General features: G+C 65.2%; 11 protein-coding genes. 2 read left to right on the top strand and 9 right to left on the bottom strand.

Features of this window, described 5'->3' with window-relative positions; translation table 11 throughout:
• Positions 1-82: 82 nt before the first annotated feature.
• The 7 genes from phoB to ACSVDO_RS07010 all read right to left on the bottom strand — a co-directional run bounded on the left by phoB (position 83) and on the right by ACSVDO_RS07010 (position 7,464).
• Positions 83-778, bottom strand: coding sequence for a phosphate regulon transcriptional regulator PhoB (gene phoB, locus ACSVDO_RS07040; RefSeq protein WP_332536071.1), 696 nt, complete (start codon positions 776-778; stop codon positions 83-85).
• 18 nt (positions 779-796) lie between these two features.
• Positions 797-1,498: a phosphate signaling complex protein PhoU gene (gene phoU, locus ACSVDO_RS07035; RefSeq protein ID WP_332536072.1), complete on the bottom strand. Its 702-nt coding sequence runs from the start codon at positions 1,496-1,498 to the stop codon at positions 797-799.
• 13 nt (positions 1,499-1,511) lie between these two features.
• Positions 1,512-2,297 (bottom strand): phosphate ABC transporter ATP-binding protein PstB, encoded by a 786-nt coding sequence (gene pstB / locus ACSVDO_RS07030; RefSeq protein ID WP_332536073.1) that lies wholly within the window; start codon positions 2,295-2,297, stop codon positions 1,512-1,514.
• A 16-nt stretch (positions 2,298-2,313) separates the two neighbouring features.
• Complete coding sequence (gene pstA / locus ACSVDO_RS07025) at positions 2,314-3,213, bottom strand: phosphate ABC transporter permease PstA (RefSeq protein ID WP_332536075.1); 900 nt, start codon at positions 3,211-3,213, stop codon at positions 2,314-2,316.
• Complete coding sequence (pstC, locus tag ACSVDO_RS07020) at positions 3,210-4,208, bottom strand: phosphate ABC transporter permease subunit PstC (protein ID WP_332536077.1); 999 nt, start codon at positions 4,206-4,208, stop codon at positions 3,210-3,212. Before pstC ends, pstA begins: the two co-directional genes overlap by 4 nt.
• A gap of 107 nt (positions 4,209-4,315) precedes the next feature.
• A complete protein-coding gene (pstS, locus tag ACSVDO_RS07015) occupies positions 4,316-5,356 on the bottom strand; it encodes a phosphate ABC transporter substrate-binding protein PstS (RefSeq protein WP_489595564.1) in 1,041 nt (346 codons plus the stop codon).
• Positions 5,357-5,475: 119 nt separating this feature from the next.
• Entirely contained in the window at positions 5,476-7,464 is a 1,989-nt protein-coding gene (locus ACSVDO_RS07010) for an autotransporter family protein (protein ID WP_489595562.1), read from the bottom strand.
• An 814-nt stretch (positions 7,465-8,278) separates the two neighbouring features.
• Between ACSVDO_RS07010 and ACSVDO_RS07005 the strand changes: the two genes are divergently transcribed.
• Entirely contained in the window at positions 8,279-8,422 is a 144-nt protein-coding gene (locus ACSVDO_RS07005) for a hypothetical protein (protein WP_489595561.1), read from the top strand.
• Between the two features lie 130 nt (positions 8,423-8,552).
• Here the strand turns inward: ACSVDO_RS07005 and ACSVDO_RS07000 are convergent, their stop codons facing one another.
• On the bottom strand, positions 8,553-8,690 hold the full coding sequence (locus tag ACSVDO_RS07000; RefSeq protein WP_489595559.1) for a hypothetical protein: 138 nt from the start codon (positions 8,688-8,690) through the stop codon (positions 8,553-8,555).
• Between the two features lie 104 nt (positions 8,691-8,794).
• On the opposite strand from ACSVDO_RS07000, the gene ACSVDO_RS06995 reads away from it, so the two are divergent.
• The gene (locus ACSVDO_RS06995; protein ID WP_332539793.1) at positions 8,795-10,276 is read left to right on the top strand and encodes a Ppx/GppA phosphatase family protein; all 1,482 of its coding nucleotides are present in this window, start codon (positions 8,795-8,797) and stop codon (positions 10,274-10,276) included.
• 36 nt (positions 10,277-10,312) lie between these two features.
• Here ACSVDO_RS06995 and ppk1 read toward each other — a convergent pair whose 3' ends face one another.
• Complete coding sequence (gene ppk1, locus ACSVDO_RS06990; RefSeq protein WP_489596350.1) at positions 10,313-12,418, bottom strand: polyphosphate kinase 1; 2,106 nt, start codon at positions 12,416-12,418, stop codon at positions 10,313-10,315.
• Between the last annotated feature and the right edge of the window lie 194 nt (positions 12,419-12,612).

The following is a 12,612-nucleotide window of genomic DNA, read 5'->3' as shown; positions in this document are numbered from 1 at the left end:
CATATTTTTCGCCTTTTGCTGCGCCGACCCGGGATGTCCGGCCGCGCGCCCCTGGCGCATGCGCTGCGCCAGTTTCAAGTTCTCAGACCTGCGCTGGCAGGCTCAGCCGATAACCCGCACCGCGCACGGTCTCGACCAGGCCGCTGGCTTCGCCCAGCGCCTCGCGCAGGCGCTTGACATGCACGTCGACTGTGCGCTCCTCGATGAACACATGGTCGCCCCAGACCTTGTCGAGCAGTTGCGAGCGGCTGTGCACGCGCTCCGGGTGCTTCATGAAGTAATGCAGCAGCTTGAATTCGGTGGGTCCGAGCTTGAGCGGCTCGCCGCTGTAGCTCACGCGGTGGGCCGCGGCGTCGAGCACCAGGGCGCCCGCGCTGACCTGGTCCTGCAGCTGCTCGGGAGCACGGCGGCGCAGCACGGCGCGGATGCGCGCCAGCAGTTCCTGGGTGGAGAACGGCTTGGTGATGTAATCGTCGGCGCCCGCGTCCAGGCCCGCGACCTTGTCGGGCTCGTCGCCCCGGGCCGTGAGCATCAGAATGGGCACGGGCTTGGTGCGCGCGTCGGCGCGCCACTTGCGCGCCAGCGCGATGCCGCTGGTGCCGGGCAGCATCCAGTCCAGCAGGATCACGTCGGGCAGCACGGCGTCGAGCTCGCGCTGCGCCGAGATGCCGTCTTCCGCCCAGATGGGTTGGAAGCCGTTGTGCCGCAGATTGACCGCAATCAACTCGGCAATCGCGGGCTCGTCCTCGACAATGAGGACCAAGGGCAGTTTTTTCATCCCTGTCGTCTTTCTGGCTTAGAGCACGGCCGATTCAATGGCGGCCATGGTCTGGTGGCGCACGTCCTTGCCTTCCACCAGGTAAATGATCAGTTCCGCCAGGTTCTTCGAGTGGTCGCCTATGCGCTCGATGGCCTTGGCCAGGAACAGCAGGTCCAGGCTGGCCGAGATGGTGCGCGGATCTTCCATCATGTAGGTGATGAGCTTGCGCACGAAGCCGTCGAATTCCTGGTCGATCTGGTCGTCTTCCTTGAGGATGGCGACCGCGGCCTTGGTGTCCAGGCGCGCGAGCGCGTCCAGCGTCTTGCGCAGCAGGCCCGACGCGAGGTCGGCGGCCACGCGCAGCTCGTTCGAGGGCAGGACCCGCGCCGAGCCGCTGCTGACGATGGAGCGCACCATGCGCGACATCTTGTGCGCCTCGTCGCCCATGCGTTCGAGGTTGGCCGTGGCCTTGGAGAACGCGATCAGCAGGCGCAGGTCGCGCGCCGTGGGCTGGCGCCGGGCGATGATCGACGACAGCTCGTGGTCGATCTCGACTTCCATCGCATTGATACGCTGCTCGGCCGCATCGACCTGTTCGGCGGCTTCGACGCTGAACTCGGCCAGCGAATAGATGGCCAGGCGGATCTGCGACTCGACCATGCCGCCAAGCTCCATCACGCGCGAGGAGATGCGATTGAGTTCGGAGTCGAACTGCGACGAGAGGTGTTTTTCTGTCATGTTGCCTGTCTCCTCAGCCGAAACGGCCAGTGATGTAATCCTCGGTTTCCTTGCGCTGGGGCTTGAAGAACATCTGCTCGGTTTCACCGAATTCCATCAAGTCGCCCAGGTACATATAGGCGGTGTAGTCGCTGCAGCGCGCTGCCTGCTGCATGTTGTGCGTGACGATCACCACCGTGTAGTCGTTCTTCAGCTCGGCAATCAGCTCCTCGATCTTGGCCGTAGAGATCGGGTCCAGCGCCGAGCAGGGTTCGTCGAGCAGCAGCACTTCGGGCTTGATTGCAATGCCGCGCGCGATGCACAGGCGCTGCTGCTGACCGCCCGACAGGCCCGAGCCGCTTTGCTGCAGCTTGTCCTTGACTTCGTTCCACAGCGCGGCCTTGCGCAGCGCCCATTCGACGCGGTCGTCCATGTCGGTGGCGCTCAGACGCTCGAACAGTTTGACGCCAAACGCGATGTTGTCGTAGATCGACATCGGAAACGGTGTGGGCTTCTGAAAGACCATGCCGATCTTGGCGCGAATCAGCGCCACGTCCTGCTTGCTGGTCAGCAGGTTCTCGCCATCGAGCAGGATTTCGCCCTGGGCGCGCTGGTCGGGATAGAGCTCGTACATGCGGTTGAACGTGCGCAGCAGCGTCGACTTGCCGCAGCCCGAAGGACCGATGAAGGCCGTGACTTTCTTCTCGGGAATGTCCAGGTTGATGCCCTTGAGAGCGTGGAACTTGCCGTAGTAGAAATTGAGGTTGCGCACCGTCAGCTTGGACGACAGCGCGGAAACGGGAGAAAGAGTGGTCGACATGGGAAGTTACCTTGCCTTATTTTTGGCGCGTGAGCACACGCGCCAGGATATTGAGACCCAGCACGGCCACGGTGATCAGGAAGACGCCGGCCCAGGCCAGCTGCTGCCAGTTCTCGTACGGGCTCATTGCAAACTTGAAGATGGTCACCGGCAGGCTCGCCATGGGCTTGCTCAGGTCGGCGTTCCAGAACTGGTTGTTCAGCGCGGTGAACAGCAGCGGCGCGGTCTCACCCGCGATCCGCGCCACGGCCAGCAGCACGCCGGTGATCACACCGGCGCGCGCGGCACGCAGCGTGACCATCATGATGACTTTCCACTTGGGCGTGCCCAGTGCGTAGGCCGCTTCGCGCAGGCTCGAGGGCACCAGCATCAGCATGTTCTCGGTGGTGCGGATCACCACCGGAATCACGATCAGCGCCAGTGCCACCACACCGGCGATGCCGGAGAAGCTCCTGAGCTGGGCCACGACCACGGCGTAGACGAACAGGCCGATGACGATGCTCGGCGCCGACAGCAGGATGTCGTTGACAAAGCGCGTGGTGCGCGCCAGCCAGCCGCGCTGCTCGTACTCGGCCAGATACACGCCGGCCAGGATGCCGATGGGCGTGCCTATCAGCGTCGCCATGGTCACCATGATCAGCGAGCCGACGATGGCATTGGCCAGGCCGCCGGCTTCGTTGGGCGGCGGCGTCATGTCGGTGAAAAGCATCAGGTTCAGGCCACCCAGGCCCAGACGGATGGTTTCCCACAGGATCCAGATCAGCCAGAACAGGCCGAAGGCCATCGCGGCCAGCGCCAGCGTCAGCGCGACCTGGTTGACACGCTTGCGCGAGGCATAGCGTGCCTGGCGCTGGGCGGCCAGTTCGGCCGCCTGCAGGACCCGTTGGGCCGTGCCGTTCACAGGGGTCTGGCTCATGAGCGGGTTCCTTCATTCTTCTGCAGGCGGGACAGCAGCACCTTGGACATCGACAGCACCACGAAGGTGATGAAGAACAGGATCAGTCCCAGATAGATCAGCGAGGCCTGGTGCAGGCCTTCGCCGGCTTCGGCAAACTCGTTGGCCAGCGCCGAGGTGATGCTGTTGGCGGCCTCGAACACCGACAGCGAGTTGAGCTGGTTCATGTTGCCGATCACGAACGTGACGGCCATGGTCTCGCCCAGCGCGCGTCCCAGGCCCAGCATCACGCCGCCGAGCACACCGGTCTTGGTGTAGGGCAGCACGACTTTCCAGACCACTTCCCAGGTGGTCGCACCCAGGCCGTAGGCCGACTCCTTGAGCAGGGCCGGCGTGACTTCAAACACATCGCGCATCACCGAGGCGATGAACGGAATGACCATGATGGCCAAAATGATGCCGGCCGACAGGATGCCTATGCCCACGGGCGGGCCGGACACGAAAGCTTCGAGATAAGGCACGCCCGCAAACAGCGACTGCAGCGGCATCTGCACGTAGGTGGCGAGCACGGGGCCAAAAACCATCAGCCCCCACATGCCGTAGACGATGGAGGGCACGGCGGCCAGCAGTTCGATGGCCGTTCCCAGCGGGCGCTTGAGCCAGGCCGGGGAGAGTTCGGTCAGGAACAGGGCGATGCCGAAGCTCACGGGCACGGCGATCACCAGCGCGATGATCGAGGTGGCCAGCGTGCCGTAGATCATCACCAGCCCGCCGTACTGGTTCTGCACGGGGTCCCAGACACTGCTGGTGAAGAATCCAAGTCCGTATTCACGGATGGCGGGCCAGGCGCCGACCAGCAGCGAGCCCAGGATGGCGGCGAGCAGACCCAGGGTCAGCACGGCCGCGGCGCGCGCGAGCCAGGCAAAGCCGCGGTCTGCCCAGGCGCCGGACAGGGCGTTCAGGCGGCGGGGGGTTGGGCCGCGTGGTGTGGCTGCAGTCTTTACGGACGCAGGCATCGGACGGGCAGTCGATGGAGTGGACACGCTGAGCGCCTCTTCAAAATAGGTTCATCACACAAGCACCGAAAAGGCGGTGCACCGAGGGTGCACCGCCTTCGGCACGCTTACTTTACAGCGATGGTGTTACCGGAAGAGTCCTTGATCTCGGCCCAGGCCTTGTAGATCACTTTCTTCACTTGCTCGGGCATGGGCACATAGTCCAGGCCGCTGGCCGTGGCATCGCCCGACTTGTAGGCCCAGTCGAAGAACTTCAGCGAAGCGGCGGCTTGCGCGGGCTTGTCCTGCACCTTGTGCATCACGATGAACGTGGCCGAAGTGATGGGCCAGGCATCCTTGCCAGGCTGGTTGCCCAGGATCTGGTAGAAGCTCTTGGTCCAGTCGGCGCCGGCGGCAGCGGCCTTGAACGACGTGTCATCGGGCGAGACGAAGTTGCCGTCGCGGTTCTGCAGCAGCGCGTAGGTCATCTTGTTCTGCTTCACATAGGCGTACTCGACGTAGCCGATGGAGTTGGGCAGGCGGCCGACAAAGGCGGCGACGCCTTCATTGCCCTTGCCACCCGCGCCCGTGGGCCAGTTCACGGCCTTGCCTTCGCCGACTTTTTCCTTCCACTCGGCATTCACTGCGCTCAGGTAGTTGGTGAAGCCGAAGGTCGTGCCCGAACCGTCGGCGCGGCGCACGGGAGCGATGGTCGCGTCGGGCAGCTTCACGCCGGGGTTGAGCGCGACGATGGCGGCATCGTTCCACTTGGTGATCTTGCCCAGGTAGATGTCGCCCAGCACCTTGCCGGTGAGCTTGAGTTCGCCGGGCTTGATGCCGGCGATGTTGACCACGGGGATGATGCCGCCGATCACGGTGGGGAACTGGACCAGGCCCTTCTTGGCCAGTTCGTCGTCCTTGAGCGGCTCGTCCGAAGCGCCGAAGTCAACGGTCTTGGCTTCGATCTGCTTGAGACCGGCGCTCGAACCCACCGATTGGTAGTTGATCTTGACGCCTGTGGCCTTGTTGTAATCAGCCGCCCACTTGGAATACAGCGGTGCGGGGAAGCTGGCGCCGGCGCCGGTGGCTTCTTGCTGAGCGAAGGCTGTGCCCACGCCGGAGCCAGCTACAACACCAGCCACCAGAATTTGAATCACGGACCACTTCATGAACGCACCTCTCAGGTTGGAAAAAACTGTGATGTGCGTGACTTTAGAAACCTTTTATGACGGCCTCGTGACAAGTTGACATGTCTCTTGTGACAGCGGCCGGGGCCGGGGCGGCGCTGTCACCAGCGCAGCTTCACGCCTGCACTGGCCTGCACCCCGCTGCCGACCCGCGCATTTCCGCCATTGGCCCAATGGTGGCTCAGCTCGCCGTAGAAGCTGGTGCGCGGGTTGACCTGCAGCGTTGCGCCGGCCGCCAGCGCCGTGCCGATGTGACCGCCGCGGGTCTGGATGTCGGTGGTCGCCGCGGGCACCACGAAGCGGGCGACATCCGTAGTGCTGCTGGCCTTGTAGACATTGACGCTGCCGTAGGGTTGGAGCACGCCGGCGCTGGTCACGAAGCTGCCCTTGATGCGCGCGCCCACGCGCAGCGTCCAGTCGCCGGGCGTCTTGTGCTGCACCGCCGCATGGCGCAAGGCCGTGTCATCGAGGCGCAACTGGCGGTACACCAACTGCGCCTGGGGTTCGATCTGCCAGCGGCTGTCCAGCCCCAAGGGCTGGCCCAATTCGAGCGATGCGAGCCGGCTGCGGCCCTTGGTCTGGGCCTGGCTTTCCTGCGCATGCGAATGGCTGCGATGGTCGGCCCACTGGAGCACGGTGTCGGCATACATTCCGCTATCGCCCCGCCAGCTCGCATACAGGCCCAGGTAACGGCCGTGCAGGCGGTTCGCTCCTGCGTGCTTGTCGATGGCAATACTGGCCAGGCCGTTGACACGCATGTGACCCTTGAGCTGACCCAGATAGAAGCCAGCGTTAGCGCTGCTGCCCGCATACAGGTCCAGCCCGGTCTGAAAGCCCTCGAGATGGCCGCTGCTTTGCGGGCTCGCCGCGCCTTGCTGGCGGATGCGGGGCGCGGTGCGCAGCAGGCGCCCCCAGGCGCGGCGGTCATTGCCGGCATTGCCGGGCGCGTCGCCCAGGCGCTGGTGCATGTCGCCCAGCATGTCCAGGTCGGCCTGGCGCAGTTGTGCCGGCAGCGCCGCGAGCAGCGGAACTTCCGCGCGATAGGCCGACTGCAGGCTTGCGCCCTGCTCCGTCTGGTGCAGGCGGTATTCATAGGCACCCGCATCCACATGGCCGCCGGCCAGCGAAAAAGCTTCGGGCTCGAGGCGCGCACCGTTTTCGGTGACGATCACTTCAATGCCGCTGCCCGTGGTCGCCACGCCCAGATCCCCCACATTGGTGATGCGCACGGTGGTGTTTCCGCTGGCCACGGCCGCCGCGCCGCTGAGCAGCATGCGGTCACTGGCATCGGCGCTGGCCGCGACGGCCAGTTCACCGCCCTGGCCCACATACGGTCCGGTGAGCGTCAATACGCTGCCCGGCGCTGCCGATGCCGCGCTGAGCTGCACCGTGCCGCGGTTGCTCAGGCCGGCCAGCGTCTGATCAAAGCCTGCAAGGTGCAAGGTCGCAGCGGCGGCCACGCCGTGCACCGAGGCGGCGCTGAAAGTATTGACGCCACCGGCCTGCAGCGTACCTTGGGCCACTTCGGTCGCGCCGCTGTAGCGGTTGGCCGCACTGGTCAACGTCAGGCTGCCCGTGCCCTGCTTGGTCAGAAAGCCCGTGCCGCTGATCGCGCCGGCCCAGGTCTGATGGTGGTCGCCGGTATTGATTTCCGGATCATCGCTGCCCGGCATATGGAGATCGTTGGCAACGACCAGGCTGCCGACGGCCAGGTCGATGGCGCTGCCATCGTCCATGACCAGGCTGCCCGCTCCCAGTCCCGCTGCATGGCCCAGCTCGATACGCCCCTGCTTGAGATGCACGCCGTTGCGCATCTCGCCCGCCTGGTTCAACACCAGCGTGCCGCGTCCGCGCTTGACGAGCCTGGCCGCGCGCCCCATCTTGCCGTCGAACTCCATGCGGGTGTCGATGTCGACGGTCAGATCGGCGGGGCGTTTGCGCGCCGTCGATGGCGGCAGCGGCGCTGGCGCTGGCGTTGCAACGGCTGCGGGCGGCGGCAGTGATGCGCCGGGCTGGAAGGATTTTGGCAGGGCCTTTGCCGGCAGCGCCGCAGCAGGGGGCGAACTGGCAGGCGCTGTCGCGGCTGCCACTGGAGAAACTGCAGGCGCTGTCGCGGCTGCAACCGGCGAAGCTGCAAGCGGCCGGGCCAAGCCCTGCGGGGCCGGCTTGACGGGTGCCTGTGGCTGCCGGGCGCAAGCCTGCGAACCTGCGGGCGCGGAGGTCGACGCAGACAAAGTCGGTGGCAGCACGGTCACGGCAGGCTGCGGCGCCGGCATGCCAACAGATGCTGGTGCGATGGCAACAGCCGCGGCGGGCACTGGTGCAGGGACGACGACCGGCACCGCGGAAGTCATCACGGCTGGCGCAACGATGAGGGCAGGCGCTTGCCCGGGCTGGCCGTCCACCGGCGAATCATCGCCGGAGGGCGGGAGGACCGTCGTTTGCTGTGGAAGCGCTGGTGTAGCGTGCTGCGGACTCGCCGGTTTGCGATGCAGTGCCAGAATCTCCTGGCCTATCGAAGGGCCTAGCCTCCTCGGGGGCGGTGGCGGCGATTTAGACGCATGGTCCTCACTTTCACCGTGTACCCGGGTCCTGCGCTGCATCAAGGCCTTGAGCAGGAAGGCGGAATCCTGAATACCATCGTCCTGGTGCGCAATCGGTGGCGCGGACGAAGGTACAGGGGCACGTAGAGGTGCAGATGGGGGTGCGATTGCCCGTGCGGGTCGGGGTGGCGGCACGGAAGGGGTTACCGGCAAGTTCCATTCCTCATCGTCCGACTCCGACTGCACAGGCGGCGCGGCATATGCGGAAAGCTTTGCCCGCAGATTGTCGAACGGAGTCGGTGCGGCCGGGGGGGCAGGAGCCGGCGGCGGGATTGCGTGCAATTGCACGTCGCGCCGCGTTATGGCGTCCAGCATCTGGCCGCGTTCATTAGCCAGCGCCGCGCCGCTCGAAGCCATCACCGCGCAGGCCACGGCGATGGCGGTGGAGCTTTTCTTGAAACCCATCAATTCACGATTCATCTTCATTTCCATTCAAGAGAACTAAGGGATTCGTGAGCCGATGGTCAAGAATGTCGAGGACCTGGAAATGCGCCCCCTGCATCGACAGCGAATTCCTAAAAACAATCAAACAAATTTGCTGATAGTCTTTGACTATTTTATGAGATTTTAAAAATTTATTGGATTTTTAAATCAATAGCTATTACAGATAAACCACGAAAACTTGGCAGCTGCGCGCGCAGCGGCTTCTTCGGCGGCGCATCCAACGTGGTCAGCGCGCCAGACATCACTTCTGTTGCATCAATTTCACGCATTTGCCACATTCCGGGTGTACGCTCCTGCTCCACGAGGTGGTGCGTGCCGCGGCACCACCACCCATTGCCCTCCACGCCCAGCGTCTCGTGACCGGTTTCAGCCCATGCCCCACGCCCAATCGTTTGCCGCCATCGATCTCGGATCCAACAGTTTTCGGCTCGAGATCGGCCACTTCTCCCACCACCACTTCCAGCGCGTGGAGTACCTCAAGGAAACCGTGCGCCAGGGCGGCGGCCTGGACGCCGAGCGCTATCTGTCCGAAGAGGCAATGCAGCGTGGCTGGGATTGCCTGGCGCGTTTCGGCGAGCGCCTCGCGGGCTTTCCCGCAGCCCATGTACGCGCGGTTGCAACCCAGACACTGCGCGAAGCGCGCAACCGCGAGGCCTTCGTGAAGCGCGGCTCCGAACTGCTGGGCTACCCGATTGAAATCATTTCCGGCGAGGAAGAAGCCCGTTTGATCTACCGCGGCGTGAGCAGCCTGCTGCCGCCTTCGGACGAGCGGCGCCTGGTGATCGACATCGGCGGACGTTCGACCGAGCTGGTGCTGGGCCGGCAGCAGGAAGCCCAGCAGGCGCTGTCGCTGCGCCTGGGCAGCGTGGCCTGGTCGCAGCGCTATTTCCCTGAAGGCGAGCTCAGCCGTGCGGCCTTCTCGCTCGCGGCCGTGGCCGCGCGCGCGGTGCTCGACGAAGCGCTGGACATCATCCATGGCGGCGACTGGGACACCGTCTACGCATCCTCGGGCACGGCCGCGGCCATTGGCGACATCCTGGCCGCGAGCGGACGCACGCCGGGCATCATCGACCTGGAAGGGCTCGAATGGCTGCACGACAGTCTGGTGCGTGCCCAGAGCACGGACCAGATCCGGCTCGCCGGTCTCAAGGAAGAGCGGCGCGCGGTGATTGCAGGTGGCGTGAGCATCATGCAGGCACTGTTCGACCTGCTGCAATTGCGCTCTCTGCGCGTGGCCGAAGGCGCACTGCGCCAGGGCGTGCTGCACACGCTGGTCGAGCAGGACCCGCTGTGCACCGACCTGCGCAGCGCCGCCGTACAGGGCCTGATGCAGAAGTATTGCGTCGATGCCGACCAGGCACAGCGCGTGGCCGGTGTCGCGCGCAACCTGCTCGAACAGCTCGCCCCCGAGACCTCGGCCGAACACCACGAACCGCTGCGCCATGCGGCGCTGCTGCACGAGATCGGCAGCCATATCGCTCACAGCAACTACCACCGCCATGGCGCCTATGTGCTGCAGAACACGTCGGCCGCGGGCTTCACGCAGGCCGAGCGCGACCTGCTCGCCCAGCTGGTCTGCGGCCAGCGCGGCAAGCTGCGCAAGCTCGAGCCCGAAATGCTCATAGAGCCACGGAATGTCTACCCGTTGCTGGCCTTGCGCCTGGCCGTGCTGCTGTGCCATGCGCGGCGCCCGCCCGAACTCGCGAGCCTGCAGATCGAAGCCGACGGCCCGTGCTTCAAGCTCAGCGCCGGCAACAACTGGTCAGCGACATATCCCCAATCGGCATTCCTGCTCGAGGAAGAGCAGCAGGCCTGGCTCAAGACCCACTGGCAACTCGAGCTGAACTGGAATTGAAACCCCCCCTAGGGCAGGGGGTAGAAGTGCTTTTTCTTATTCCGGCTGGGCCTGCAGCGCCGGCCCGTAGCGCCCCATGAGCGCATTCTGCGCGCCGTTGCCGTCGAAAGGCCTGGGCGAGCGCGTATAGGTGCCGTCCGGATTGAGCGTCCAGGCATCGCGGTCATCGTGCAGATAGGCCACGAGGCATTCGTCGACGATCTGCTGGCGCAGCGCGGCGTCGCGCACCGGCCAGGCCAGCTCGATGCGCCGCATCATGTTGCGGTTCATCCAGTCGGCGCTCGACAGGAACAGCTCCTCCTTGTCGCCCTGACGGAAGTAGAACACCCGCGTGTGCTCGAGAAAACGCCCGATCACGGAACGCACGCGGATGTTGTCGGTCAGGCCCGGGCGCTGGGGCGCGAGCATGCAGGCGCCGCGCACGATCAGATCGATCTGCACGCCCTTTTGCCCGGCCGCGATCAACGCGTGGATCAGCGCCTCGTCGGTCAGCGCGTTCATCTTCGCGACGATGCGCGCGGGCTGGCCCTTGGCCGCGGCCTCGCCGGTCTGGGCGATAAAAGCAAGCATCCGGCTGTGCAGATGGAATGGCGCCATGATCAGGCGCTGCAGCTGCGGCAGATGGTTGTGGCTGGCCAGATGGTTGAAGACTTCGTCCATGTCGGCCGTCACCGTCGGGTCCGAGGTCATGTAGCCCAGGTCGGTGTAGAGCCTGGCGCTGCGCAGGTTGTAGTTGCCCGTCGACAGATGCCCGTAGCGGCGCAGCCTGCGGCCTTCGCGCCGCGTGATCAGCATCATCTTGGCATGGGTCTTGAGTCCGACCACGCCGTAGACCACCTGGGCACCCACCAGCTCCAGCGCCTCGGCCCAGTTGATGTTCGCTTCCTCGTCGAAGCGCGCCTTGAGTTCGACCACGGCCATGACCTCCTTGCCGCGGCGCACGGCCTCGGCGAGCAGATCCATGAGTTCAGAGTCGGAGCCGGTGCGGTAAATGGTCTGCTTGATGACCAGCACGTTGGGGTCGTTGACGGCCTCGCGCAGCAGCGCCAGCACGCCTTCGAAGCTCTCAAACGGCTGGTGGATCAGCACATCGCGCTGGCGCAGCTGGCCCATGATGGACACGCCGCGCTGCAACTGGCGCGGCCATACCGGCTGCCATGGCGGAAACAGCAGCGCGGGATCGTTGACCAGATCGACGAGCTGTCCCAGACGCACCAGATTGACCGGGCCGGGCACGCGAAACAGCGCCTGCGGCGGCAGATGGAACTGCGCGAGCAGCAGATCGGCGAGGAACGGCGAGCAGCCCGCGGACACTTCCAGGCGCACGGCCTGGCCGTAATGCCGGTGGTGCAGGCCCTGGCGCAAGGCCATGCGCAGGTTGCCGACATCTTCCTCGTCCACGGCCAGCTCCGAGTGGCGGGTCGCGCGGAACTGCGAGAACTCGACCACTTCACGCCCGGGGAACAGCTCCTTGAGATGGGCGCGCACGATGCTCGACAGGCTGACGAACACGCGCTGCTTTCCCGCGACCTTGGCCGGCAGGCGTACCAGCCGGGGCAAGGCGCGCGGCACCTTCACGATCGCAACCTCATTGGTGCGACCGAACGCATCGGGGCCCTTGAGCCGCACGATGAAGTTCAGCGCCTTGTTCGCGACCTGGGGAAACGGATGCGCGGGGTCCAGCCCCAGCGGAATCAGCAAGGGCCGGACTTCGGTCAGGAAATATTCGCGCACCCAGCGCCGCTGCACGCTAGAGCGATCGCCGTGCGAAAGAATGCGTATGCCATGGCGCTCGAACGCCGGCACCAGCGCCTTGTTGTAGAGCTCGTACTGGCGTGCGACCAGGTTGTGGGCCTGCTCCATCAAGGCCTGGAACGAGGCCGTCGTGTAGACGCCCTGCCCGTCGCCGCTGAGTTCGGCCGTGATGTGCGGCGCGGCCCGGACCTCGAAGAACTCATCGAGGTTGGACGACACGATGCACAGGTAGCGCAGACGCTCGAGCAAGGGGACGTCGGCGCGCACCGCCCAATCGAGGACCCGGTCGTTGAACGCCAGGATGCAGTGATCGCGGTCCAGCAGCACGCTGCCGGGCAGAGCCACAAGCCTGTGGACCGACTCGGGCTCGGGCTCGGCAATGTCCATGGGTTCGACCGCAGCGGCCTGCGCGTCGGAGGGGGATTCGACGCCCGAGGGATCGCCGTCCGAAGGCGATGTCAGGTCTATCGATTCGGCCTCCAAAGGGGCAGCGCGCTCCGGATGGGTAGAGGTCAGAGTGGTCACAAACAATCCTACAACGTGCGAAAGACGCGGCGCCGCTGAGTATTGACCGCGTTTGT

This window comes from Comamonas sp. DB36, from assembly GCF_057914905.1.
This window is presented reverse-complemented; position numbering and strand designations above follow the sequence as displayed.

Excerpts from the sequence above, each read along its gene's own strand:
- ACSVDO_RS06995 (WP_332539793.1), top strand. The coding sequence starts at position 8,795 with ATGCCCCACGCCCAATCGTTTGCCGCCATCGATCTCGGATCCAACAGT.
- phoU (WP_332536072.1), bottom strand. The coding sequence starts at position 1,498 with ATGACAGAAAAACACCTCTCGTCGCAGTTCGACTCCGAACTCAATCGC.
- pstC (WP_332536077.1), bottom strand. The coding sequence starts at position 4,208 with ATGCCTGCGTCCGTAAAGACTGCAGCCACACCACGCGGCCCAACCCCC.
- pstB (WP_332536073.1), bottom strand. The coding sequence starts at position 2,297 with ATGTCGACCACTCTTTCTCCCGTTTCCGCGCTGTCGTCCAAGCTGACG.
- ACSVDO_RS07000 (WP_489595559.1), bottom strand. The coding sequence starts at position 8,690 with ATGCGTGAAATTGATGCAACAGAAGTGATGTCTGGCGCGCTGACCACG.
- ACSVDO_RS07005 (WP_489595561.1), top strand. The coding sequence starts at position 8,279 with ATGGCGTCCAGCATCTGGCCGCGTTCATTAGCCAGCGCCGCGCCGCTC.
- pstS (WP_489595564.1), bottom strand. The coding sequence starts at position 5,356 with ATGAAGTGGTCCGTGATTCAAATTCTGGTGGCTGGTGTTGTAGCTGGC.
- ppk1 (WP_489596350.1), bottom strand. The coding sequence starts at position 12,418 with ATGGACATTGCCGAGCCCGAGCCCGAGTCGGTCCACAGGCTTGTGGCT.
- pstA (WP_332536075.1), bottom strand. The coding sequence starts at position 3,213 with ATGAGCCAGACCCCTGTGAACGGCACGGCCCAACGGGTCCTGCAGGCG.
- phoB (WP_332536071.1), bottom strand. The coding sequence starts at position 778 with ATGAAAAAACTGCCCTTGGTCCTCATTGTCGAGGACGAGCCCGCGATT.